Source organism: Xanthomonas sp. NCPPB 2586, from assembly GCF_041475775.2.
In the GTDB taxonomy this organism is placed as follows: Bacteria; Pseudomonadota; Gammaproteobacteria; order Xanthomonadales; family Xanthomonadaceae; genus Xanthomonas; species Xanthomonas campestris.
This window is the reverse complement of the sequence record NZ_CM192981.1, coordinates 2,847,652-2,872,001: the sequence shown is the minus strand read 5'-3', so window position 1 is coordinate 2,872,001 and position 24,350 is coordinate 2,847,652. Positions and strand designations below refer to the sequence as shown.

At 63.7% G+C, this 24,350-nt stretch carries 21 protein-coding genes and 1 tRNA gene; 10 read left to right on the top strand and 12 right to left on the bottom strand.

From position 1 onward, the window contains the following. Positions 1–271: 271 nt before the first annotated feature. Both ACCQ09_RS12260 and ACCQ09_RS12255 read left to right on the top strand, forming a co-directional pair. Positions 272–2,890: a glycoside hydrolase family 3 protein gene (locus ACCQ09_RS12260; RefSeq protein WP_040942327.1), complete on the top strand. Its 2,619-nt coding sequence runs from the start codon at positions 272–274 to the stop codon at positions 2,888–2,890. 262 nt (positions 2,891–3,152) lie between these two features. Then, positions 3,153–4,715 carry a sodium/sugar symporter gene (locus ACCQ09_RS12255; RefSeq protein ID WP_040941404.1) on the top strand — a complete coding sequence of 521 codons (1,563 nt, stop codon included), beginning with the start codon at positions 3,153–3,155 and terminating at the stop codon, positions 4,713–4,715. A gap of 80 nt (positions 4,716–4,795) precedes the next feature. Here ACCQ09_RS12255 and ACCQ09_RS12250 read toward each other — a convergent pair whose 3' ends face one another. Beyond that, positions 4,796–6,652 (bottom strand): putative bifunctional diguanylate cyclase/phosphodiesterase, encoded by a 1,857-nt coding sequence (locus ACCQ09_RS12250; protein WP_040941403.1) that lies wholly within the window; start codon positions 6,650–6,652, stop codon positions 4,796–4,798. A 426-nt stretch (positions 6,653–7,078) separates the two neighbouring features. Between ACCQ09_RS12250 and ACCQ09_RS12245 the strand changes: the two genes are divergently transcribed. Further along, entirely contained in the window at positions 7,079–8,080 is a 1,002-nt protein-coding gene (locus ACCQ09_RS12245) for a glycoside hydrolase family 5 protein (protein ID WP_228427893.1), read from the top strand. Positions 8,081–8,401: 321 nt separating this feature from the next. Here the strand turns inward: ACCQ09_RS12245 and ACCQ09_RS12240 are convergent, their stop codons facing one another. Both ACCQ09_RS12240 and ACCQ09_RS12235 read right to left on the bottom strand, forming a co-directional pair. Continuing rightward, positions 8,402–8,977: a response regulator transcription factor gene (locus ACCQ09_RS12240; protein ID WP_011036952.1), complete on the bottom strand. Its 576-nt coding sequence runs from the start codon at positions 8,975–8,977 to the stop codon at positions 8,402–8,404. Beyond that, the gene (locus tag ACCQ09_RS12235) at positions 8,974–10,200 is read right to left on the bottom strand and encodes a sensor histidine kinase (protein WP_014507542.1); all 1,227 of its coding nucleotides are present in this window, start codon (positions 10,198–10,200) and stop codon (positions 8,974–8,976) included. The genes ACCQ09_RS12240 and ACCQ09_RS12235 overlap by 4 nt, the downstream gene beginning before the upstream one ends. 121 nt (positions 10,201–10,321) lie before the next feature. On the opposite strand from ACCQ09_RS12235, the gene ispG reads away from it, so the two are divergent. Then, positions 10,322–11,587: a flavodoxin-dependent (E)-4-hydroxy-3-methylbut-2-enyl-diphosphate synthase gene (ispG, locus tag ACCQ09_RS12230; RefSeq protein ID WP_011036954.1), complete on the top strand. Its 1,266-nt coding sequence runs from the start codon at positions 10,322–10,324 to the stop codon at positions 11,585–11,587. Beyond that, positions 11,568–12,299 carry a phosphatase PAP2 family protein gene (locus ACCQ09_RS12225; RefSeq protein WP_011036955.1) on the top strand — a complete coding sequence of 244 codons (732 nt, stop codon included), beginning with the start codon at positions 11,568–11,570 and terminating at the stop codon, positions 12,297–12,299. Before ispG ends, ACCQ09_RS12225 begins: the two co-directional genes overlap by 20 nt. 143 nt (positions 12,300–12,442) lie before the next feature. On the opposite strand, the gene ACCQ09_RS12220 is transcribed toward ACCQ09_RS12225, so the two are convergent. The 8 genes from ACCQ09_RS12220 to amaB form a co-directional block, all read right to left on the bottom strand. Further along, the gene (locus tag ACCQ09_RS12220; protein ID WP_228427894.1) at positions 12,443–13,726 is read right to left on the bottom strand and encodes an MFS transporter; all 1,284 of its coding nucleotides are present in this window, start codon (positions 13,724–13,726) and stop codon (positions 12,443–12,445) included. A gap of 194 nt (positions 13,727–13,920) precedes the next feature. Continuing rightward, positions 13,921–14,625: an aspartate/glutamate racemase family protein gene (locus tag ACCQ09_RS12215; RefSeq protein WP_228427895.1), complete on the bottom strand. Its 705-nt coding sequence runs from the start codon at positions 14,623–14,625 to the stop codon at positions 13,921–13,923. Between the two features lie 144 nt (positions 14,626–14,769). After that, positions 14,770–15,681 (bottom strand): DMT family transporter, encoded by a 912-nt coding sequence (locus ACCQ09_RS12210; protein WP_011036959.1) that lies wholly within the window; start codon positions 15,679–15,681, stop codon positions 14,770–14,772. Beyond that, complete coding sequence (gene murB, locus ACCQ09_RS12205; RefSeq protein WP_075285751.1) at positions 15,675–16,727, bottom strand: UDP-N-acetylmuramate dehydrogenase; 1,053 nt, start codon at positions 16,725–16,727, stop codon at positions 15,675–15,677. The genes ACCQ09_RS12210 and murB overlap by 7 nt, the downstream gene beginning before the upstream one ends. Continuing rightward, a complete protein-coding gene (locus ACCQ09_RS12200) occupies positions 16,724–17,779 on the bottom strand; it encodes a quinone-dependent dihydroorotate dehydrogenase (protein ID WP_011036961.1) in 1,056 nt (351 codons plus the stop codon). Before ACCQ09_RS12200 ends, murB begins: the two co-directional genes overlap by 4 nt. Before the next feature lie 5 nt (positions 17,780–17,784). Further along, positions 17,785–18,552 (bottom strand): class I SAM-dependent methyltransferase, encoded by a 768-nt coding sequence (locus ACCQ09_RS12195; RefSeq protein WP_040941399.1) that lies wholly within the window; start codon positions 18,550–18,552, stop codon positions 17,785–17,787. A 2-nt stretch (positions 18,553–18,554) separates the two neighbouring features. Beyond that, positions 18,555–18,839, bottom strand: coding sequence for a DUF4190 domain-containing protein (locus ACCQ09_RS12190; RefSeq protein WP_011036963.1), 285 nt, complete (start codon positions 18,837–18,839; stop codon positions 18,555–18,557). 329 nt (positions 18,840–19,168) lie between these two features. Beyond that, positions 19,169–20,701, bottom strand: a complete 1,533-nt coding sequence (gene amaB, locus ACCQ09_RS12185) for an L-piperidine-6-carboxylate dehydrogenase (protein ID WP_119959771.1) — start codon at positions 20,699–20,701, stop codon at positions 19,169–19,171. A gap of 136 nt (positions 20,702–20,837) precedes the next feature. Here amaB and ACCQ09_RS12180 point away from each other — a divergent pair. The 4 genes from ACCQ09_RS12180 (at position 20,838) to ACCQ09_RS12165 (ending at position 23,322) form a co-directional block, all read left to right on the top strand. Then, positions 20,838–20,914, top strand: a tRNA-Arg gene (locus tag ACCQ09_RS12180). 228 nt (positions 20,915–21,142) lie between these two features. Continuing rightward, positions 21,143–21,823 (top strand): hypothetical protein, encoded by a 681-nt coding sequence (locus ACCQ09_RS12175; protein ID WP_228427896.1) that lies wholly within the window; start codon positions 21,143–21,145, stop codon positions 21,821–21,823. Positions 21,824–22,192: 369 nt separating this feature from the next. Then, positions 22,193–22,606 carry a hypothetical protein gene (locus ACCQ09_RS12170; RefSeq protein ID WP_146011544.1) on the top strand — a complete coding sequence of 138 codons (414 nt, stop codon included), beginning with the start codon at positions 22,193–22,195 and terminating at the stop codon, positions 22,604–22,606. Further along, positions 22,603–23,322 (top strand): hypothetical protein, encoded by a 720-nt coding sequence (locus tag ACCQ09_RS12165; protein ID WP_146011543.1) that lies wholly within the window; start codon positions 22,603–22,605, stop codon positions 23,320–23,322. The genes ACCQ09_RS12170 and ACCQ09_RS12165 overlap by 4 nt, the downstream gene beginning before the upstream one ends. Before the next feature lie 13 nt (positions 23,323–23,335). On the opposite strand, the gene ACCQ09_RS12160 is transcribed toward ACCQ09_RS12165, so the two are convergent. After that, the gene (locus ACCQ09_RS12160) at positions 23,336–23,569 is read right to left on the bottom strand and encodes a hypothetical protein (protein ID WP_075285750.1); all 234 of its coding nucleotides are present in this window, start codon (positions 23,567–23,569) and stop codon (positions 23,336–23,338) included. 103 nt (positions 23,570–23,672) lie between these two features. Between ACCQ09_RS12160 and ACCQ09_RS12155 the strand changes: the two genes are divergently transcribed. After that, positions 23,673–24,314 (top strand): hypothetical protein, encoded by a 642-nt coding sequence (locus tag ACCQ09_RS12155; RefSeq protein ID WP_228427897.1) that lies wholly within the window; start codon positions 23,673–23,675, stop codon positions 24,312–24,314. The last annotated feature ends 36 nt before the right edge of the window (positions 24,315–24,350 follow it).

Sequence of the window (24,350 nt, the reverse complement as noted above, 5' to 3'; positions counted from 1 at the left end):
CGACGGCTGCGCACTGCGCGCGCGCGCCAGTGGTGCGATGCAGCAAAGTGCGCGGGCGCGTCGGCGCAGACGTGGCACCGGATTCGGCGATTTTCCGCGGTTTGACTGCGGCTGTCGGTATTCCAACGCTATAGCCCTGTCCGATAAGTTCCCCGTGATTTGGCATACGGGCAAGCACGGTTGACAGGGTAGGGGAATCACGTGAGCGTACGCCGCCTAAAGGCCTGCGGCGCTTGCATTGCGGCAGGAGAACCACCTGGAGACCCGGATCTTGGACATGCTGCTTCGTCGTACCGCCGCGCCCGTTGCGCGCCGCGCCCTCTCCCTGGCTACCGCTGCTGCGGTGCTGATGCTGGCTGCTTGCCAAGGCAAGGACGCCACGTCCACCGCTGCGGCCGACACGACTGCCCCGGCGGCAACACCGGCCGAGACCTCCACCACCATCCATCCGGACCAGTGGCCGTCGCCGAAGTGGCCGTTCTCCCAGGACCAGGCGCTGGAGCAGCGCATCAGCGACGTGATGGCCAAGATGAGCGTCGAGGAAAAGGTCGCGCAGACCATCCAGGGCGACATCGCCAGCATGACCCCGGACGATGTGCGCAAGTACCGCATCGGTTCGGTGCTGGCCGGTGGCAACTCCGACCCGGGCGGCAAGTACGACGCCAAGCCGGCCGAGTGGCTGAAGCTGGCCGACGCGTTCTATGAAGCGTCGATGGACACCTCCAAGGGTGGCAATGCGATTCCGATCATCTTCGGTATCGATGCGGTGCACGGCCAGAGCAACATCGTCGGCGCCACGCTGTTCCCACACAACATCGGCCTGGGCGCCACGCGCAACCCGGACCTGATCAAGAAGATCGGTGAAGTCACCGCCGCCGAAACCCGCGTCACCGGCATGGAGTGGACCTTCGCGCCCACCGTGGCGGTGCCGCAGGACGACCGCTGGGGCCGCAGCTACGAAGGGTATTCCGAGTCGCCGGACGTGGTGGCCAGCTTCGCCGGCAAGATGGTCGAGGGTGTGCAGGGCGTACCGGGCACGCCGCAGTTCCTGGACGGCAGCCATGTGATTTCGTCGGTGAAGCATTTCGTCGGCGACGGCGGCACCACCGATGGCAAGGACCAGGGCGATACCAAGGTGTCCGAAGCCACCATGCGCGACATCCACGCCGCCGGTTACCCGCCGGCGATTGCCGCTGGTGCGCAGACGGTGATGGCCTCGTTCAACAGCTTCAACGGCGAAAAGATGCACGGCAACAAGGTCATGCTGACCGACGTGCTGAAGGGCCGCATGAATTTCGGCGGTTTCGTGGTTGGCGACTGGAATGGCCATGGTCAGGTCAAGGGCTGCACCAACGAGAACTGCCCGGCCTCGTTCATTGCCGGCGTCGACATGGCGATGGCCTCCGACAGCTGGAAGGGCATCTACGAGACCGAACTGGCCGCAGTGAAGTCCGGCCAGATTTCGATGGAACGCCTGGACGATGCGGTGCGCCGCATCCTGCGCGTCAAGCTGCGCCTGGGCCTGTTGGAAGCCGGCAAGCCGTCCAAGCGCCCACTCGGCGGCAAGTTCGAGCTGCTGGGCGCGCCCGAGCACCGCGCCATTGCGCGCCAGGCGGTGCGTGAGTCGCTGGTGCTGCTGAAGAACCAGGCCGGCGTCCTGCCGCTGGATCCGAAAAAGCGCGTGCTGGTGGTCGGCGACGGCGCCAACGACATGGGCAAACAGTCCGGTGGTTGGACGCTGAACTGGCAGGGCACCGGCACCAAGCGCAGCGACTACCCGAACGGCAACACCATCTGGGAAGGCCTGAACAAGCAGATCACCGCAGCCGGCGGCAGCGCCGAGCTCGCCGTGGATGGCGCCTACAAGACCAAGCCCGATGTGGCCGTGGTGGTGTTCGGCGAGAACCCGTATGCCGAATTCCAGGGCGACATCGCCACGCTGCTGTACAAGCCGGGCGACGACAGCGAGCTGGCGTTGCTGAAGAAGTTCAAGGCCGAAGGCATCCCGGTGGTGGCGGTGTTCCTGAGCGGCCGCCCGCTGTGGATGAACCAGTACATCAACGTGGCCGATGCATTCGTCGCCGCGTGGTTGCCGGGCTCCGAAGGCGAGGGCATTGCCGACGTGCTGCTGCGCAAGTCCGATGGCAGCGTGCAGAACGACTTCAAGGGCAAGCTGAGCTTCTCCTGGCCCAAGACCGCGGTGCAGTTCGCCAACAACGTCGGCCAGAAGGACTACGACCCGCAGTTCAAGTTCGGCTTCGGCCTGACCTACGCGGACAAGGGCGATCTGGCTGCGCTGCCGGAGGAGTCTGGCGTCTCCGGTGAGCAGTCGGTGGGCGGGGTGTATTTCGTGCGCGGCAAGCCGGCGCTCGGCATTGCGATGCAGCTGTCCAACGCCGGCCAGGCCAACATGCCGGCGACCACGCTGCCGGTGGGCTTGTCCGATGGCAGCCTGAAGATGAGCGCGGTGGACCACAAGGCGCAGGAAGATGCGCGCCGCCTGCAGTGGTCCGGTGCCAAGGCCTCCAGCGTGCTGCTGGTGTCCGGCAAGCCGGTGGATGTGTCGCGCGAAAGCAACGGCGACGTGCAGTTGCAGCTGACCCTGCGCCGCGACAGCGCGGTGACCGCGCCGGTGTGGCTGGGTGTGGGCTGTGGCGAAAAGTGCGGCGGCCGTGTGGATGCGCAGAAGACCCTGGCCGCGTTGCCACAGGGCCAGTGGAAGGTGGTGGGCATCCCGCTGAAGTGCTTTGCGGTAGCCGGCGCCGACGTGACCAAGCTGACCCAGGTCGCCAGCATTGAAAGCGCCGCGGCGCTGGACATCGCGGTATCCAAGATTGCGCTGGGCGCACTCAACGAAGCCGAAGTCACGGTCGACTGCCCGGTCAAGTAAGTCCAGCCGCAGTGGCTGGCCGCAGGGCCACCCACTGCTGCGCTGAAGCAACACGTGCACCGCCACCGTGGCGGTGCACGACAGCGGCCACCGTTGCAGGTGGTGTCAACAGCCGCCGCGGGGAGCGGTGTCGTCGAATGGCCGGGATGGCCTGCAGCCGCGGTTCGCCGCGCTGACGCTACGCACTTAAGTGCGTGGCGGCGGCACGCTGCAGGCTTGCCCGATCGGCGGCGCACACCCCAGAGCCAGACAGGAGAGTGCAGTGGGTTTGGCGACGTTGGATATCGTGATCGTGCTGGTGTATCTGGCCGGCATCTTCGTGCTCGCGCAGTGGGTGTCGCGCGAGAAGGCCGGGCACAGCAAGAGTGCCGAAGACTACTTCCTGGCCAGCAAGTCGCTGCCCTGGTGGGCGATCGGCGCTTCGCTGATCGCAGCGAATATTTCTGCCGAGCAGATCATCGGCATGGCCGGTTCCGGCTATGCGATCGGCCTGGCCATCGCTTCCTATGAGTGGATGGCGGCGTTGACGCTGCTGATCGTGGGAAAGTTCTTCCTGCCGATCTTCCTGCGCAATGGCATCTACACCATGCCGCAGTTCCTGGAGCAGCGTTACGGCAAGTGGATTCGCACGCTGATGGCGGTGTTCTGGCTGCTGCTGTACGTGTTCGTCAATCTCACCTCGATCCTGTGGCTGGGCTCGATCGCGGTCAGCCAGGTCACCGGTATGGACCAGACCCTGGCACTGACCCTGATCGGCGTATTCGCGCTGGTGTATCAGCTCTACGGCGGTTTGAAGGCGGTGGCCCTGACCGACATCGTGCAGGTCACCTTGCTGGTGCTGGGCGGCCTGTTGGTGACCGGCCTGACGTTGTCGCGCATCGGCGATGGCGCTGGCGTGCTGGCCGGCTTCAAGCAGCTGTGGAGTGCGCACCCGGAGCACTTCCACATGATCCTCAGCAAGGACAACCCGTTCTACAAGGATCTGCCTGGCCTGAGCGTGCTGCTGGGCGGGCTGTGGGTGATGAACATCAGCTACTGGGGCTTCAACCAGTACATCATCCAGCGCGCACTGGCCGCCAAGAACATCGGTGAAGCGCAGAAGGGCATGGTATTCGCGGCCTTCCTGAAGCTGCTGATGCCGGTGGTGATCGTGGTGCCAGGCATTGCCGCAGTGGTGCTGGCACCGGATCTGGCCAAGCCTGATCAGGCGTACCCCACCATGATGCAGCTGTTGCCGACCGGCATCCTGGGCCTGGTGTTTGCCGCGCTGGTGGCCGCGATCGTGGCCTCGCTGGCGTCGAAGATCAATTCGGTGGCGACGATCTTTACCCTGGATTTCTACGCCAAGTTCCGCCCGCAGACCGAGCAGAAACAGCTGGTGCGCGTGGGTCGCATCGTTGCCGGCGTCTCGGTGCTGATCGGCATCCTCACCGCACGGCCGTTGCTGGGCAACTTCGACCAGGGCTTCCAGTTCATCCAGGAATTCACCGGCTTCTTTACCCCCGGTGTGGTGGTGATCTTCATGCTGGGGCTGTTCTGGAAGCGTGCCAATGAAGCTGGCGCATTGACTGCGGCGATCGGCTCGGTGGTGCTGTCGTTCGCGCTCAAGATCCTGTGGCCGGAACTGCCCTTCATGGACCGCATCGGCGTGGTGTTCGTCGCCGCGCTGGTGCTGGCGGTGGTGGTGTCGCTCCTGACACCGGCCACGCAGGCACGCGATCTGATCCGCACCAAGGACGTGGCCTACGGCACCACGCTGGGCTTCAAGATCGGTGCGGTGGGCGTGGTTGCGATCCTGATCGCGCTGTACGCGGTGTTCTGGTAAGCGCCAGCGCACATTGCAGGCAGTAATTAACGCGGCGCGGAGAGTACTCTCTGCGCCGCGTTGCGTTTGGGCGCCGTCACTCAGAGGCGCACGGCTTCCAGTTGCGGTGCTGGCGGGGCAGCGTCGGTGGCGCGTTGGTACCACGGTGTCTCTAACCAAGCTTCCAGCGCGGCGGCAGGCATCGGTTTGGCAATCCAGTAGCCCTGGCCTTCGTCGCAGCCCCAGCTGCGCAGCTGTGCGTACGCCTGCGCCGACTCGATCCCTTCGGCCACCACGCGCTGGCCCAGGCTGTGACCGAGCTGGATCATCGCCGGCACCAAAGTGCGGTCGGTGCGGCTGTCTGGCAGCGAGCGAACGAAGGATTGATCGATCTTCAGCGAGCTGGCCGGCAGTTGTTTGAGGTAGCTGAAATTGCTGTAGCCGGTGCCGAAGTCGTCGATGGCGATATGCACGCCCAGCGCGGCAACGGCCGCCAGTTGCTCGGACAGATGCTCGGGGTGGCGGATCATCGCGCTTTCGGTGAATTCGATCTCCAGCCGGCGCGGGTCGAGCTTGTGGCGGTCCAGGCCGCGGCGCAGCAACCCGACGAAACCGGGTTGATCCAGATCGGCGGCCGACACGTTCAAGGCCAGGTTGAAGTCCAGGCCCTGCTGTTGCCAGCGTGCGGCCTGGGCGATGCCCTGGTCGATCACCCAGGCGGTGATGCGGTTGATCAGCGCGGTTTTTTCAGCCATCGGAATGAAGTCCGACGGCATCACCGGGCCGATCATCGGGTGCTGCCAGCGCAGTAGCGCTTCCACCGCCACGCAGCGGTGATCGTGCAGATCCACGCGCGGCTGGTAGTGCAGGCGCAGCTGATTGCTGCTGGCCAGCGCGGCGGGCAGGGCGGCCAGCAGGCGGAAGGTGTTGCGCTGGACCACGTCGTGCTTACGCTCGTACAGGCTCCAGGTCAGGCAATGTTCGCGGGCGACATCCACCGAGGTGGTGAGCGAGCGCAGCGTGTCGGCGGCGCCGTAGCTGGTTTCCAGCAGCACCGCGCCAATCGAGGCGACCGCAGTGTGCGGAATGCCCTGGTGCTCCAGCGGCGCCACGAACCCCTTGGAAATCTTGCTGCACAGCGCGCTCAGGCGTAGCGGGTCGGCGGTGGTGACCATGAAGGCGAAGGTGGTCGTATCCAGCCGGTACAAGGCGGTGCCGGCCGGCAATTTGCTGATCAAACGCTTGTAGGCCAGCGCCACATAGCCGTCTGCGTAATCCCAGCCCAGCGCCTTGACCATGTCGCGGAAATAATCGCTGCCGCACAGGTCCACCGCGATCGCGGTGGCGGCGGAATCGGCCGTGCGTTGCAGCAATACCGCGTCCAGGTCTTCGCTGAAGCGCGCGCGGTTGGGCAGGCCGGTGGGGCCATCGCGGTAGGTACTGCTGCGCAGGTTTTCGACCCGCAGCACGGCCAGGTCGCGCAGGCCTTCCAGTTGGATGCGTTGCTCCGCATCCAGCCCGGCACGCGGGCTGGTGCCAATCACGCACAGCGTGCCGATGGTGTGGCCATCGCGCAGCTTGAGCGGTGCGCCAGCGTAAAAGCGGATATGCGGCGCACCCAGTACCAGCGGGTTGTTGCAGAAGCGCGGGTCCAGCAAGGCATCGGGAATCACCAGGACGTCATCGGAGCGCAGCGCGTGCGCGCAGAAGGCATGTTCGCGCGGGGTCTCAGGCGCTTCCAGGCCGACGCGGGCTTTGAACCATTGGCGGTGTTCGTCCACCAAGGAGACCAGGGCGATCTCGGTCCCCAGCATGCGTGCGGCCATGGCGGCGATGGTGTCGAACACCGGGTCCGGCGGCGAGTCCAGCAGGCAAAGACCGTGCAGGACCGCCAGCCGTGCCGCTTCATCGAGCGCAGACGGGAGGGGGGAGGCGACAGGGGCGGGCGTGGAATGCATGTGCCCGTATCGGCCTCGAGCGCGGCGACTTGATCACGCGCGACTGGCGCCGTTCAGTTGGCCGCGCATGCGAGTGGTGCAGCGCGGCAATCGGCACGCTGCATTCGACACTCCGCGCAGCACTGGCGGCCGAATCACTGCGCTGCACCACGGCAGGGCGCAGACGGGGTCGGGTGCGCTGTGCCTGCGATGCCGCAGGTTTCCCCGCAGTTCCCGACAAGCGCGTGGCGCCCGGACACGCACGAGATAACGTTACCAGCACGCTGGATGCGGATCTGCGCGCTCTGTCCTGATCTGTACCTGTTGTCGGTTCTGTGACCCGCGCTGCGATCGCCTGCGTCGCGGGTTGGCACGGTCTTGGCGCACGCCCGATGCGCGCTGTCCGCGGACGCCGGTCTGCGGCGTCCACCTTGTCTGGAGCCGAGCATGAACACCATTCCTCGCCTGGCGCAACGCCTGGTCCTGATCCTTGCCGGCCTGGTGCTGGCCTCATCCGCGCACGCCGGCTTGTCCGTGTCGGGCACACAGCTGAAGGAATCCAATGGCAATACCTTGATCCTGCGCGGCATCAACCTGCCGCATGCCTGGTTTGCCGATCGCACTGATGCCGCGCTGGCGCAGATTGCGGCCACCGGTGCCAACAGCGTGCGGGTGGTGCTCAGTTCCGGCCACCGCTGGAACCGCACGCCCGAGGCCGAGGTGGCGCGCATCATCGCGCGCTGCAAGGCCCTGGGGCTGATCGCGATGCTGGAGGTGCACGACACCACCGGCTATGGCGAAGACGGCGCCGCCGGCAGCCTGGCCAATGCCGCCAGTTACTGGACCAGCGTGCGCACTGCGCTGGTGGGCCAGGAAGACTACGTGATCATCAACATCGGCAACGAGCCCTCCGGCAATCAGCTCAGTGCCAGCGAATGGGTCAACGGCCACGCCAATGCGATCGCCACGCTGCGTGGCGCCGGGCTCACGCATGCGCTGATGGTGGATGCGCCCAACTGGGGCCAGGACTGGCAGTTCTACATGCGCGACAACGCGGCGGCGTTGCTGGCGCGCGACAGCCGCCGCAACCTGATTTTCAGCGTGCACATGTACGAGGTGTTCGGCAGCGACGCGGTGGTGGACAGCTACCTGCGCACCTTCCGCAGCAACAATCTTGCGCTGGTGGTGGGCGAGTTCGGCGCCGATCATCGCGGCGCGCCCGTGGACGAGGCGGCGATCATGCACCGCGCGCGCGAGTACGGCGTGGGCTATCTCGGCTGGTCGTGGTCGGGCAACGACAGCAGCACGCAGTCGCTGGATATCGTGCTCGGTTGGGATCCTGCGCGTTTGAGCAGTTGGGGACGCAGCCTGATTCAGGGCCCGGACGGCATTGCCGCGACCTCGCGCCGTGCGCGGGTGTTCGGTGCGCGCGTGCGGGCGATGGAGTGATGCATCGGTGGTTTTGCGGCGGGGCGCGATGTGCCTGCAAGGATCATCGCGTCTGCTGCGTTTCGGGCAGTGTGTTCGCTGAGGCGCTGTAGCGTGGTTACAGAGCTCTAGGCGGTTGCAGAGCGCGTAAGCAATCGGCTGGCAGCCTAGATAGGGCGTTCGACGACTGCGCTGTGTATGCAACGTCGGCTGTGCTTCAGCGCAACGACAATGACTGACGCGCTGTCATCCATGAGCCGCGGCGAACGATCACCCATGCAGAGGCAGCCGCGCAACGTCTTTGCGAAAGCCTGCCGAAACCGCAGCAGGCACACCAGGCGCTCAGCGCCCGGGCTCGCGCTGCGGTCCCGGGCTCGGGCGCTTGGTGAGCTTGCGCTGCAGCGAGCGGCGGTGCATGCCCAGCAGGCGCGCGGCGGCGGACACGTTGCCGCCGGTTTCGTGCAGCGCCTGCTGGATGTGCTCCCACTGCAGGCGGCTGAGCGGGGTCATCATTTCCTGCGCGGTTTCTTCTTCGTCCGGATCGGGCAGGTCGTCGTCCTCTTCGCCCAGCGCACGCATGATGGTGGGGATGTTGGCTGGCTTGGGCAGGTAGTCGTCGGCGCCGAGCTTGATCGCCTCCACCGCGGTGGCGATGCTCGCGTACCCGGTGACCAGCAGGATGCGCATGTCCGGGCGGATCTCGCGCAGCGGCTGGATCAGGTTCAATCCCGAGTCGTGGCCCAGCTTCAGATCGATCAAGGCGAAGTCCGGCAGCGCGCTGCGTGCGGTGGACAAGGCGCTGGCCGCATCGGTGGCGGTGAGCGTTTCCACGCCGCGGCGGGCGAGGCTGCGTTGCAAGGTGCGCAGATACAGGGTGTCGTCGTCGACCAGCAGGCCGGTGCGGATGGGAGTGCTCATGCAAGGGCCTCGTGTTCGGAGAGCGGCAGGCGGAAACCGACGCGGGCGCCGCTGCCTTCGGCGGGAAGCATCCACAGTTCACCCTGCAGCCGCTCGACGGTGGCATGCGACAGGGCCAGTCCCACGCCCATGCCGTCGGGCTTGCCGCTGTTGAACAAGGTGCCCGGCAACATCGCCTGCGAGGTGTCGAAGCCCAGCCCGTAGTCGCGCACTTCGCCGACCAGTTGGTCGTCTTCCACGCGCAGGGTGAGGTCGATCAGCGGCCGGCCGGCGCGTTCGCCGGCATCGGCGGCGTTGTTGAGCAGCACCATCAACAGGTGGCTCACGCCGGGCTGCAGCATCAGCCGCAGCGGCGCGTCTTCATTGCGGCGCAGCTCGATGGTCGGGCGCACCAGGCGCCACTGTTCCAGCACATCGCGCACCGCCACCTCGCGGCTGAGATGGCCGTTGTCGGCCGGTGCGGCCAGCGCAAGCACGCGCTCGTGGCATTGCACCAACAGCTCGCGCAGGGTTTCCAGGTCTTCGCGCAGCTCGACCTGATCGCACTGGTCGGCGATGTCGTCGGCCAGCAGGGTCATCGTCGCCAGCGGGGTGTTGAGCTCATGCGCCACCGAGGCGGCATGCGTGGCCAGCGCCACGATGCCTTCGTTGCGTGCAAAGCGCTCGCGCAGTGTGGAGATCTCGCGTTCGCGCTCGCGCAGCGACAACGCCAGCCGGGTGGCGAACACCAGCACCACCACGGTGGAAAGCAGGAAGTTGGCCGCCATGCCCCACATGTGCAGGGTCAACGGGTCGAAGCCGCCGTACGGCAGTGGCAAGCCGAATGCGGCGCTGATGACGTAGCCGGCCACGCAGGCCGCCGCCACCGCCATCGCCCAGCTCAGCGGCAGGGCGAGCGCGGCCAGCGCGATCAGCACCAGGAACAGCGAACCGAACGGGTTGGCGATGCCGCCGCTCCAGCCCACCATCCAGGTCAGCACCGTCACATCGACCAGGATGTGGCCGAACTCGGTGGCCGGGCTGACCGCGCCGCGGTGCGCCACCCGCAACTGCGCATACAGGTTGAACACCGCCAGCGCGGCCACCCCGGCCCAGAGCGGCTCCTGCGGCAGGGTGAGGCCCATGAGCCCGCTGGCGACCAGGATGGTGGCGGCCTGGCCGGCGGTGGCCAGCCAGCGCAGGCTGCACAGGGTCCGCAGGAAGGAGGCGTCGGAGGTATTCATCACGGCAATGCTATGCGCTCGTCGGGGTGGTGGCCTGCGACAAACCGTCGCATCCGGGCGGGGAGGGGCCGCGTGCAGCGCTTCAGCTGTGAGCGGACGGCGGACAGGCTAAAATAGCGCGATGTACGACGCCGTCACCCGCCCAAGTCCCCCCGCCGATGCCAGCGCCTGGCCGCGCCGCATCACCCAGGCCGTCAAGGTCGGTAACGTCATTGTGGGCGGAGGCCATCCGGTGGTCGTCCAGTCGATGACCAATACCGACACTGCCGACATCGCCGGCAGCGTCAAGCAGGTCGCCGAGTTGTGGCGGGCCGGCTCGGAAATGGTGCGCCTGACCGTGAACAATGCCGAGTCGGCAGCGGCCATCCCGCGCATCGTCGAGAAGCTGCGCATGATGGGCATCGAAGTGCCGTTGATCGGCGACTTCCACTACAACGGCCACCAGCTGCTCACGGCCGAACCGGCCTGCGCCGAGGCGCTGGCCAAATACCGCATCAATCCGGGCAACGTGGGCTTCGGCAAGAAGAAGGACCTGCAGTTTGCGCAGTTGATCGAATTCGCCATCCAGTACGACAAGCCGGTGCGCATCGGCGCCAACTGGGGCTCGCTGGACCAGGCGTTGGCCGCGCAGCTGATGGACGAAAATTCCAAGCGCGAGACGCCGTGGGATGCGGGCCGGGTGCTGCGCGAAGCGCTGATCCGCTCGGCGGTGGATTCGGCAGAACGCGCCGTGGAACTGGGCTTGCCGCGCGAGCGCATCATCCTGTCGGCCAAGGTGTCCGGCGTGCAGGAATTGATCGCGGTGTACCGCGACATGGCCGCGCGCTGCGACTTCGCGCTGCACCTGGGTCTGACCGAGGCCGGTATCGGCAGCAAGGGCATCGTGGCCTCGGCAGCGGCGCTGAGCGTGCTGCTGCAGGAAGGCATCGGCGACACCATCCGCATTTCGCTGACGCCCGAACCGGGACAGTCGCGCACGCAGGAAGTGATCGTCGCGCAAGAGCTGCTGCAAACCACCGGGCAGCGTGCGTTCACGCCGCTGGTCACCGCCTGCCCCGGCTGCGGCCGTACTACCTCGGAGTTTTTCCAGGAGCTGGCCGGCGTGGTGCAGAACCATGTGCGCGCCAAGATGCCGGAATGGAAGATCAGCAACCCCGGCGCAGAAAACATGACGCTGGCGGTGATGGGCTGCGTGGTCAATGGGCCGGGTGAATCGCGACACGCCAACATCGGTATCTCGCTGCCGGGCACTGGCGAAGCGCCCTCGGCACCGGTATTTGTGGATGGCGAAAAGACCGTCACCCTGCGCGGCGAGAACATCGCCTACGAATTCATCGACCTGATCGACCAGTACGTCGAACGCACCTATGTCCGTCGGGCCGGCTGAGTCGCCGACCGGATTCAAGACCTGGCTGCAGCGCAATGCGTGGCGGTTCGGCCTGCTGTTTGCGGGCGTGCTGCTGCCGCTGGGATTGTTCGTCGACCTCGCCGACGAAGTGCATGAGCTGGAAAACTTCTATTTCGACGAACCGTTGCTGTGGAGCCTGCGCAGCATTGCCTCGCCGGGGCTGGATGCGTTCTTCAGCATCGTCTCTAAAGTTGGTTACCAGTACGGCGTGATCCCGCTGGATATCGCGATCGTGCTGGTGTTGCTGGTGCTGCGGCGCTGGCGCGAAGGCACCTTCGCCGCGCTTGGGTTTGTGGGCTCGGCGTTGCTCAACCTGGGCGCCAAGCAGTTCTTTCAGCGGCACCGGCCCAGCCTGTGGGAATCGATCGCCCCGGAAAGCACTTTCAGCTTTCCCAGTGGCCACGCGATGGGCTCGATGACCCTGGCGGCCGTGGTGATTGCATTGGCGTGGCGTACGCGTTGGCGCTGGCCGGTGACCAGTGTTGCCGGCCTGTTCGCGCTGCTGGTCGGTGTCTCGCGCATCTACCTGGGCGTGCATTATCCCTCCGACATCCTCGGCGGCTGGTCGGCTGCATTGGTGTGGGTGGTGGGCCTGTATCTGGTGATGTTTCGCGGTATGCGGCGCCCGCATTGGCGCACGCCGAGCGGGGCGGTGGTGGAGCGGCCCGGGCGCGTGCCGTTCGCTGATTAAGGGCGACTCACGAACCGACTGCGCAGCCGCAAGGCGGGTGCGGCCGGTGCTCAGCATCAGAGCCATTCCCACTTTGTACTCTGCGGCTCCTGCGCGCCGTGCACGCCCGCCTGACCACCGTTCGCTAGGGGTTGGCAGCGGCCCTAAGAAATGCTGACACGCTCCCGTTGCCACAAGCGAGCGCCAGCGATGGCTCCGATGGATGCCAGCAGAATCACGTAATACGCCGGCCCCATCGGGTGTTGCTTGAGCAGCAGCACCACGAGCAACGGGGTCAGGCCGCCGAACACGGCATAGCCCAGGTTGTAGGCAAACGACACGCCGGACAGACGCACCACCGGTGGAAACGCCTCGACCATCACGCGGGGAATCGCACCCAGCACGCCCAGCGCAGCACCGAGCAGGGCATACAGCGGGAACAGCAGTTGCGGATCGCCTGCCAGGCGATAGAACAGCCATGCGCTGATGCCCAGGATCACGCTGCCGGCCAGCAGAACACGCCCGTTGCCCCAGCGGTCCGAGAGCGCGCCGGCCACCACCGAGCCGATGGCCTGCATGAGCACCGCCAGCAGGTTGGCCTGCAGCGCGACCGGTGCCGGATAGCCATACGCAGTCTGCAGCAGCGTGGGCGTCATCAGCGACACCACCAGCACTGCGGCGGCCACCACCCAGGTCAGCCACAACGACAGCGCGAGACTGCGCGGGTGATCGCGCAGCACCACCTTCAGCGGCGTCTCGCGTGCCAGCGCGCGCATGGCCACCAACTCGGCGAACACGGGCGTTTCATGCAGCCAACGCCGCAAATACACCGACAGCAGGCCGAAGATGCCGCCGGCCAGGAATGGCAGTCGCCAGGCGTATTCGGCGATCTCCTGCGGGGTGAAGGCGCGATTGAGTGCGCCGGCGCTCAGCGAACCAAGCAGCACGCCGGCAGCCAGGCCAGCAGTCAGTGTGCCGCAGGCCAGCCCTCTGCGCCGCGCGGGCACGTGTTCTGCAACGAACACCCATGCGCTGGGAACCTCGCCGCCAATGGCTGCGCCTTGTAGCAGCCGCATCGTGAGCAGCAACAGCGGTGCCGCCACGCCGATCTGCGCGTAGGTCGGCAGCACGCCGATAGCGAGCGTGGGCAGCGCCATCAACCCGATGCTCAGCGCGAACATGCGCTTGCGCCCGAGCAGGTCGCCGAAATGGGCCATCACAATGCCGCCCAGCGGGCGGATCAAATAGCCGGCGGCAAAAATGCCGAACGTCTGCAACTGCCGCGTCCATTCCGGAATGCCGGGCGGGAAGAACAACTCGCCCAGCACCTTCGCGAAAAAGATGAAGATGATGAAGTCATAGAATTCCAGCGCGCCGCCCAGCGCGGACAAGCCCAGCGTTTTGTAATCGCGGCGGGTGAGTTGCGTTGGTAGGGCGTCGGTGGTCATGCAATTGCATCCTGTCGCGGGTGGCGATGCACTGCCATTGAAGCTTGGTAACGCGCCGAGCATCCAATGCTAGCTGCCATGCAGTGCCCTCGCTACGGCGTTTGGGGGATGGAATGCCGATGGCACCTATCAGACTTCACGCAAATACGCTGTTGCTTCGGTCAGGGGCGCCATTGCTGCGCCTTCACTGCGAATCAGCCGGACACGCTTGCCAATGCCGCCGCCTCGGCGTGCAACGCGGTGGTGTCGAACAACGGCAGCTGCGCATCGGTGCTGTCCACCAGCAGCGAAATCTCGGTGCACCCCAGGATGATCGCTTGCGCACCGTGCTGGCCGAGGTCGGCCATGACCTGACGGAAATAGTCGCGCGATTTCGGTTTGATCACGCCCTGGCACAACTCGTCGTAGATCACCCGATGCAGCTGTGCGCGTGCCTCGGCCGGCGGCACCAGCACATCCAAGCCCCGCGCTTCCAGTCGCTCGCGATAGAACGGCTGCTCCATGGTGAAGCGCGTACCAAGCAGCCCGACACGGAGGATGCCCGCGGCGACCAATGCATCGGCGGTGGCATCGGCGATGTGCAGCAGCGGCAGGGGCGTGGCGGCGGTGATCGCGTCAGCAACGCAGTGCATCGTGTTGGTGCACTGCACGATGAAGTCGGCGCCTCCGGCCTGCAGCGCACGCGCTGCCGTGGCCATCGCCTGACCCGCCCCCTCCCAATCGCCGGCGTGCTGCAGCCGCTCGATGTCATGAAAATTGACGCTGTAAAGCAGCAGCTTCGCCGAGTGCAGGCCACCGCACGCATGGCGCAAGTGCTGGTTGATGATGCGGTAATAGGGCAGGGTGGATTCCCAGCTCATTCCGCCGATCAAACCAATGGTTTTCGTTGGGACCGGCATGCGAACTCCACGTCAGTGCGGCGGATGGTAAATCGGAAACCTTACGGCGCAGGTGGTACGCAGTACGCGGCGACCGAAGTCTACGTTGGCATTGCCGAGGAGATGCATGGCCAGCGAGCCCATCCAGCTGCCGCGTGGACCCGCTCACTCACCCGGTTTGGCGCCTTCCACCGGCGCATGCGTCGCCGCGCGGCGCGCCAGCACGGTTTCGCGATGCGCGATGTACACGTTGGCAGAGATGATGATCGCCGCACCGATCACCGTGTGGCGCGCGATCGCTTCGCCGAACAGCCACCAGCCCAGCAAGGCCACCAGTGGCAATTGCATGAAGCTGATCGGCTGCAACGCAGAGACTTCGCCCAGCTTGAGCGCACGCGTCCAGAACAGTTGCCCGGCGGTACCGAAGATGCCGGTGGCGATCAGCCATAGCCAGTCGATCCCGTGTGGCCAGGTCCACTGGAACAACGCGGGGATCAACGACATCGGCACCCAAAACACGTAGGTGTAGAACACCACCGTGTCCGAATCATCGCTACGCGAGAGCTGCTTGATCTGGATGGCGACCACCGCGCTGATCACCGCGGCCAGCAGTGCAATCAGCAACCCGGGCGTGAACGTGGACGAGCCTGGCCGCAGGATCACCAGCACGCCCACAAACCCCGCCGCCACCGCCAGCCAGCGGCGCAGGCGCACCTGCTCGTGCAGCCAGATCACCGCCAGCACGGTGACAAACAACGGCGTGGAATACGACAACGAAATGGCCTGCGACAGCGGCAGATGCCCGATCGCCCAGAAGCCGCACAGCATCGAGGCCAGGCCGATCAACGTGCGCGCCAGATACTGCGGCAACTGGCGCGTGCGCGGCAGCGGTTTGCCAGGGCGCACGATCAACGGCAGCAGCGCCAACAAGCCGAATGCGTTACGAAAAAACGCAATCTCGGTCGTGGCGATGTCCTTGGACGCCAGCCGGATGGTGATGGCCATCAGGCCGAACGCAAATGTGCTGACCAGCATCCACAGCGCAGCGCGTGCCGACGCGGGCTGCGCCGTCACCAATGCGCTCCGATCACGCGCGGCTCCGGTTCCAGGATCACCGAATACCGCTCCCGCACCGATTCGGCCACCTGGCGTGCGAATGCCAGCAGCTGCGCGCCGCTGGCATTGCCGTGATTGACCAGCACCAAGGCATGCGCTTCGGAAATGCCGGCGTCGCCCTCGCGCTTGCCTTTCCAGCCGCATTGTTCGATCAGCCACGCCGCCGAGAGTTTCCCCTGGCCGGGCTGCTCGCCGGGGAACACCGGCATGTCGGCAAAGCTCGCCTGCAAAGCGGCAATCTGCTCACTCGGCAGCAGCGGGTTCTTGAAGAAGCTGCCGGCGTTACCCAACACCTCCGGGTCAGGCAGCTTGCGCTGGCGGATGTTGATCACCGCCTGCGCCACATCGGCCGCGCCCGCAAGCTCGGCGCCCATGCGCGCGAGTTCTTCGCGGATGCCGGCATAGTCCAGTCGTAATTCGTGCAGCAGCGGCAGATTGAATTCCACCGCCACGATCAGATACCGGTCCGGCTGCTGCTTGAACACGCTGTCGCGGTAGCCGAAGGCGCACTCGGCCGGGTTCAGCCGCACGAACTGCTCGGTGCCGCGGTCGTAGGCTTCCACCACGTGGATGAAGTCGCTGACCTGCGCGCCGTAGGCGCCGATGTTCTGGATCGGGCAGGCACCCACGGTGCCGGGAATCAGCGCCAGGTTTTCCAGGCCGGAAAGCCCCTGCTGCAGCGAATACATCACCAGCCCGTGCCAATTGACCCCGGCGCCTGCGCGCACGATGGCGTGGTCGGCATGGTGGGCGATGATGGTGATGTCGCGGTTGTCGAAACACAGCACACAGCCGGGCGGGTCGCCGGCCAGCAACACATTGCTGCCGCTGCCCAGCACCAGCAGTGGTTGCCCGGCGATCTGCGGCGCAGCCAGTGCGTCGGGCAGCGCCTCGGGCGCATGGATGTTCAACAGCCAGCGTGCCGTGGCATCCACATGAAAGGTATTGAGTGCGCGGAGCGGGGCGTGTTCGATGAGTTGCCAGCGCAGCGGCGATGCCGCGCTCATAGCGGCCCCACCGCGCCGCCACTGGGCGACTCACGGCGGCGCCGGATTGCATCCACGCACTCGCCGATCAAGCGCGGCCCGCGATAGACCAGGCCGCTGTAGCACTGCACCAGGCTGGCACCGGCGGCCATCTTGGCCACCGCATCGGCGCCGGACGTGATGCCGCCCACGCCGATCAACGGAATGGACTCAGGCAGGCGTGCACGCAGGCGACGCAGCACCAGCGTGGATTGCCCCAGCAGCGGTGCGCCCGACAGGCCGCCGGCCTGCTCGGCCATCGGATGGCTGGCCACCAGGGTGCGCGTCACCGTGGTGTTGGTGGCGATCACGCCATCCACCGCCAGGTCAGCCAACACGCGTGCGGCCGCATCGATGTCGCGGTCGTTGAGGTCCGGTGCCACCTTCACCAGCATCGGCACGCGCTTGCCGTGTTGGGCGGCCAGGGCTTCCTGGGTTTCGCGCAGATCGGCGATCAGCCGGCGCAGCGCCTGTTCTTCCTGCAGCTCGCGTAAACCGGCGGTATTGGGCGAGGAAATGTTGACGGTGATGTAGTCGGCCAGCGGATACACGCGCTCCATGCAATAGCGGTAATCGCTGGTCGCTTCCTCGTTGGGCGTGTCCTTGTTCTTGCCGATGTTGATGCCGAGCAGGCCACCGCGCCGGCGCGCACGCTGCACGTTCTTCACCAGCACATCCACGCCCAGGTTGTTGAAGCCCATGCGGTTGATCACCGCCTGGTATTCGGGCAACCGGAACATGCGCGGCTTGGGATTGCCCTCCTGTGGCTTCGGCGTCACCGTGCCGATCTCGACAAACCCGAAGCCCAATGCCAGCAGCGCATCGATGTGCTCGCCGTTCTTGTCCAGCCCGGCGCCCAGGCCCACCGGGTTGGGGAACATCAGCCCGAAGGCAGGCGTGGGCAGGGGCACCGGCCGGGTGGCCACCAGCGCCGTGGTGCCGGTGCGGTAGGCGGTGTCGATGGCGCGCAGGGCCAGCGCGTGGGCGCGCTCGGCGTCGAAGGCGAACAGGAAGGGGCGGGCGAGCGAATACATGCGGGTCAGTTCAATCTCCCGGCAAACACGCGGGTCTGGTAATGGAAATCGATGTGCCCATCCTGGGCATGTGCATCGAACAGGGCGCGCAGCGCGGCAAGCATCGGTGCATGCCGCGGATCGTGCGCCAGGGGCGCGTATGACGACGACAGCAAGCGGCCGCGCAAGGCCTCGAAGTCCAGCTGCTGCACGTTGGGAAACTTGGCCATCGCAACGAAACCCTCGCCGAACCACGCCTGCATGGTGGCATCGTCCTGGTAACGCTCGGCCACGGCGGTGTAGTCGGTGCCGTAGTCCAGCAACAGCTGCTCATAGCCGCGCAGGAACGCGGTGCTGTCCAGTTCGCGGCTGTTCCAGTACACCACCGCCAGGCCGCCGGGTTTCAGGATGCGCGCCCATTCGGCACGCACCGCGAGCATGTCGAACCAATGGAAGGCCTGCGCCGCAGAGACCACATCCACGCTGGCATCGGCCAGCCCGGTGGCCTCGGCAGTGCCGTCGACCGCCCGGAATTTGGCATAGCTGGCCAGCCATTGCTGCGCTGCTTCGCGCATGGCCGGATTGGGTTCCACTGCGGTCACCGGGTAGCCGGCCTCCAGGAACAACCGGCTGGAAATCCCGGTGCCGGCACCGATGTCGGCCACGTGGTTGGCGGGCGTCACGCCGAGCTGCTCATGCAGCCAGCGCAAGACCTGCGGCGGGTAGCTGGGCCGGTAGCGCACGTATGCGGCCACCCGGTCGTTGAACCGTTGCGCGGAGGATGGCGCGGCCATGCTCACGCGTTTGCCGCCGCAAACCAGGCCAGGCCGCCGAAGAACAGGACGAAGATCGCCACGCCCGCAATCCACATCGCCACCGAGATCCAGCCCAGGAGCAGGCCGCCAACGGCCAGCCCATCGCCTTCCAGGCCTTGCGGATTGCGCCGGATCTCGCCGCGCGCCAGGTGGCCGGTGATGATGGCGCAGACGCTGCCCAGGAACGGCAGCAGGGTCCAGCCGAGAATGCCTGAGACCAGGCTGACGATGGCCAGCGTGCTGGTCTGTCGGACGACATGATTCATCACAACTCCTTGGATGGCCACAGCCGGAGGGCAGGGCGCTGCACAATTATCCCAGAGCGGGCACGCAAATGGCGTGCGGTCTGCGGCGGAATGGCGGCTGTGCAGTATGGCCTGCGGCGGTGCATCGGGTCGCGGCCAATGCGTGAGGCGGTCTTTTGCGCACTGGGCAAGCGCTGGGTGTTGCATGTGCTCGCGTTGGCCCCTGCGCGGCAGCGCGCAGAAAGCAGCGCGTGCGTCGCTGCAGGCAGTGGTACCAATAGGCGCAACGAGCGCCAGGTGCCAGCACCGGACAACGCCCCGGAGCCCGGGGCGCTGCGATCACAATGCGATCAGAGGTCGAACTTGATGCCCTGCGCCAGCGGCAGCGAATCGGAGTAGTTGATGGTGTTGGTCTGGCGGCGCATGTAGACCTTCCACGCATCCGAGCCGGATTCGCGACCGCCGCCGGTTTCCTTCTCGCCGCCGAAGGCGCCGCCGATCTCCGCACCCGAGGTGCCGATGTTGACGTTGGCAATGCCGCAATCGCTGCCGGCCGCCGACAGGAACTTCTCGGCCGCCTTCAGGTTCTGGGTGAAGATCGACGACGACAGGCCCTGCGGCACGCCGTTCTGCAGATCGATCGCCTCATCCAGCGTGCTGTACTTCATCACGTACAGGATCGGCGCGAAGGTCTCGTGCTGCACCACCGCGTCGCTGTTCTTCAGCCCGGTCACGATCGCCGGCAACACGAAGTTGCCTGGGCGATCGATCGCGGTGCCGCCCACTTCCACGGTGCCGCCGGCGGCCTTGGCCTTGGCGATGGACTCCAGGAACTGTTCCACCGCACCGCGGCTATTGAGCGGGCCCATCAGGTTGGCCGGGTCGGTGGGGTCGCCGATCTTGCTGTCGAGCTGCTTGTACGCCTTGACCAGCGTGGCCAGCACGTTGTCGTGGATGGACTCATGCACGATCAGGCGGCGCGTGGTGGTGCAGCGCTGGCCGGCGGTGCCCACCGCGCCGAACACGATGCCCGGCACCGCCAGCTTCAGGTCGGCGGTTTCGTCCAGGATGATGGCGTTGTTGCCGCCCAGCTCCAGCAGGCAACGGCCCAGGCGGCGTGCGACCTTCTCGGCCACCACGCGGCCAATCTGGGTCGAGCCGGTGAAGCTGATCAGCGGCACGCGGCCGTCTTCGACCAGCTTCTCCGACAAGGAGGTGCCGGCATCGTTGATCAGGAAGAAGATGTCCGGGAAGCCTGCCTCCTTGAGCGCTGCATTGCAGATCTTCATCGTCGCGATCGCGGTCAGCGGGGTCTTGTTGGACGGCTTCCAGATGCAGATATCGCCGCAAATGGCCGCCAGGAACGCATTCCACGCCCACACGGCCACCGGGAAGTTGAACGCACTGATGATGCCGACCAGGCCCAGCGGTTGGTACTGCTCGTACATGCGGTGACCCGGGCGCTCCGAATGCATGGTGTAGCCGTACAGCATGCGGCTCTGGCCCACGGCGAAGTCGGCGATGTCGATCATCTCCTGCACCTCGCCATCGCCTTCGGGCTTGCTCTTGCCCATTTCCAGCGCCACCAGCGAACCGAGCGCGTCCTTGTGCGTACGCAGTGCCTCGCCGCACAAGCGCACGGCCTCGCCACGACGCGGCGCCGGGGTGGTGCGCCAGACCTTGAAGGCGGCCTGCGCGCGCGCCACGATCAGCTCGTAGTCCTCCGGCGTGGTGGCCTGCACATCGGCGATCACCGCATTGGTGGTCGGATTGAGCGGCTGCAGCACCCCAGCACCGGTGGCCTGCGACCAGGTCCCCTCGCCAAGATAGGTGCCGGCATTGGACGGGGCGAGGTCGAGCGCCTTGAGCAGGTCAGCGGACATGGGATCTCCAAAAAAGTCGGGACGGCCGCACCCCGCACCAAGCGGAACGCAACGCAAGTAGCCGCCGATTTTAGCAGGCTCCCCGCACCGCCCGCCGGCTTGGCAAGCCGGACGAACATGCGACAATGCCGCCCTTGGCCCCGTAGCTCAGCTGGATAGAGCGTCCCCCTCCTAAGGGGAAGGTCGCCCGTTCGAATCGGGCCGGGGTCACCAGGAATCAACAAGTTAGATGCAGCCTGAAGTATCTGGCCTGCTGCATTCTTGTGGATATCCACAGGCCTCTGCCACAGCTGCCACATGAAGCCGTTCCCTCGCTAAAGTGGTCTCTACAGCCACTTAGAGACACACAAAAAGCATTGTAGGAATAACCCCTACAGCATACGCTCTACGGATCGAGTTACTCTCAGATTCCTTATGGATAGGAGAGCAGACGGAATGCAGATGGACAGTATGCTGTGGGGACTGGGGCGAGCACCGTGGAGATCGGTTGCGAGACATATTTTAGGTCGGGCAGCTTTCGATACCTCGCGGGGATATGAGAATACAGTCACTTCTATTATCGCGACTGGAAGCAATCAGGCTCAGGAAGACGCGCTTTACAAGGGCCTGGTCGAACACCTTGTAGCAGGTGAGAAGTACATACAGATTGTTCAACTTCAGCCCGGTGAAAGGCCCGCCGTGGAGGCTTGGATTAGAGCAAAGCGGAAGCACAAAAACGATTTGACCGATGTCTTTCCTGGTGTGGCTCCCGAGAGTACTCTTATACCTATGAGGTACTTAGACCCAACTGCCGCCGGTTTTGTAGAGCTTGAAAGTGGGGTGGCCGCACTTTATACCGGGGTGCGCTCTTATGTTCATTCGGTCCCCGTGCCGGCATCAAGCCTAAAGGACGGGGCTGCAAGCGGGTATGAAAGAATCGTTGGATATAAAAACATATTCAAGCAAGTGTATGATGCTATCTGGCTGCCGTCTCATGGTAACTATGTCGTAATAGCTGTCGATTATCCCCAGGATGGTCCAACTCAGCGCTTTCCAGAACCAGGCGCGAAGCATTTGCTTAGCACCCTGCGGCAATTTCTCGGTCGCTCAATTAAATTTGCCAATCTATGGCAACTCTGTTGATGGTTTATATCAGGCCCCCGATGGAAAGCTTGTGGATTATGGATTTTCTGCTGGCGGACAGTCAGTGAATCACCACAAGGCGAGACGCAGAACTGCGCTGTGCTTACGGAAGGCCGTCTATGACGCCGCCGGAGCCGCGGCCGTGACGGCGGCTGGAAAAAGTTTGGAACTGTTCAAAGTCGCGATGCAGTGGTCGGTTAAGCACCCAGATGGGATAATCACCGTTCCCGAGGTGCAGATTCCGGGGGTGGCAATGGATTTAGGAAAGGCTCTCCCGGTGGTCGGCTATTGCGTTGTCCGTGGCTGTCTCACGTCACGAGACCTCAGTCTTGTAGTCTCAAAGCTGACCCCACATGTCAAAAATTGGATATGACGTCGTTAGCCGACATTGCTAATTCAATTAATGAGATATCTGATCAGGATGTTAGGGAGGCCGCTGCTTGTTTGGTTAAGCAGCTTTCCCATTTTATCTCTGATCGTGATGCCTCATGGACGATTAGCGAGCTATCAAAGATTGCCGGAATTTCCTCAGATGATTCTGTACTCTTTGAAAGTGTGCGGCTGTTGGCTTCAAAACCAAAAACTAAGCTTCTAGACATGCATTTTATTTATTTTAGTGCTGGCGACGAGGATGGAGTGGGAGAGCTGCTCGACGATAGTGAAGTAATGGCTGCTTACAAGGATGGATATTTGATTGACCCCCAAAATGGAAGTCAAATCCGTCATTTTGAGAGAAATTTAGTGCCTTACTTCAAAATAAATGAAGCGGTAAGCTCTTCATGAAAGAAGTAACGATGGATCAGTGGCGCGCTAATGCTCAGCTTTCGCCGGTTAAACAGCTGCACTTCAAAATAATGATGTGGGATTTTGATAGGCCGCTGTACGATGAGTGGGTTCAGTTAGTCGAAGATGCTGTTCTTCACCAAATTTCGTTGATTGCAAATAAGCGTAACCACTTCAAGGATCTTAGTGAAGATACGCTCACTGGAATCATTGAGCTATCGCTAACTAATCTTGAGTTGAATTGTGCCGCGAAAAATATAAATGGCAATGTGGATATTGTAATAGAGTATGGGGATTATAAGTGGCTTGGCGAGGCTAAGATTGCCAGCGATGTGAGTAAGATTTTTCATGGATATCAGCAGCTCACGTCTCGCTATGCAACCGGGATGCCTAACCAAACTGCGGGCGGCTTGTTGCTTTATTGTAACCATGATCAGGCCAATGTGATTTTGGCTGGGTGGCAAGCTGCCTTAGTCGCACAAATGCCGCAATGCAATGCTCGGAAAGGTCCTGTTCCTTTGTCCTTTAGGTCTAGTGACAATCAAAATTCGGCTGGTCATGTTTTTGATTTAATCCACTTGGCTGTGCCTCTGCATCACGAGCCAAAAGAGGATGTTATAAAACTTTCTAAAAATGCAATTGCTGCTGCCCGTAAAGCTCGGAAAGATGCCAGAGTTGAGAAGGTCGCTGTAAAAAGATTCAATTCTCAGGTTTAGCTTTGCATCATTTTCAGAATCCAATTATACGAACGGCTTCTTCGTCCCCCTCGGGGGTCAAGTGTGCATAGAACTTCTCTGTCGTCGTATAGTCAGAATGACCGGCGAGCATCCGTATGCGGCGGAGTGGCACGTAGGCGAGTGCGTTCTTGCGGAACTGGGATTCGGAGACGCCGCAGTAGTGGGCTGCCTCTGCGACGTTGAGACAGTCTTTGCCAGCGAGATTCGCGACATCTTCGTTGGTCATGCATGACCGCCAACGTGGTTGGTTGTTTCGATCATACGATCCGAGTGACCTTGGCATGAGGTTGTTCGGGTACTCTGAGATTTTTCTAAATAAGGATTTTTCGGTGGAAGACGTTCAGAGGATTAGGTTGGAGCGCGTCGTGAGGCATGTGCTGGTCCAGATGCTTTATATCGGTATTGCGCTTATATTTGTTCTTCTTATTTACCCATTTGATCTTGGGAAGGATGCTCCAGCGTGGGTACAGGCAGTCGGGAGCATCGCCGGCATTGGTGTCGCCATTTGGATTCCAATTCGAATTCAGGCGGGACAAGAGCATCGGATTGAGAGGGATCGAGTGCTCAGAACTAAAGCGTTTGCAATCGCTTTTCAGCCCCTTATTGAGAAATTCAGAGGGGGCCTTGTGCAGGCCTGGGTCGCTGCAAATGATTTCGACAGCCCGGATGGGCCTTTTCTTCATGAGGCAAGTGGATACGCTCAACTTCCAGAGACACTGACTCGGCGCGCATCTGAGATCCACGAAATTGGTCCGGCTGCTACGGGACTTCTGCGCGCAATTGTGCTTGCAGGAATGGCTAGACAGGCGTTGATGTACGCCGCCATCTATCAAAATAATGCGGGTGTAATTTACGAGAATGATGGTCGTCCATTGGAAATGGATGCTCCCGATGATTATCTCGATTCGCTTAAGGAAGCCCGGATTGAGGTGGAGCAAACACTCAATCACCTAAATTATTTGATCGGATAGGAATTTTATCGTCACGATGGGTTCTGACTCTGCGTT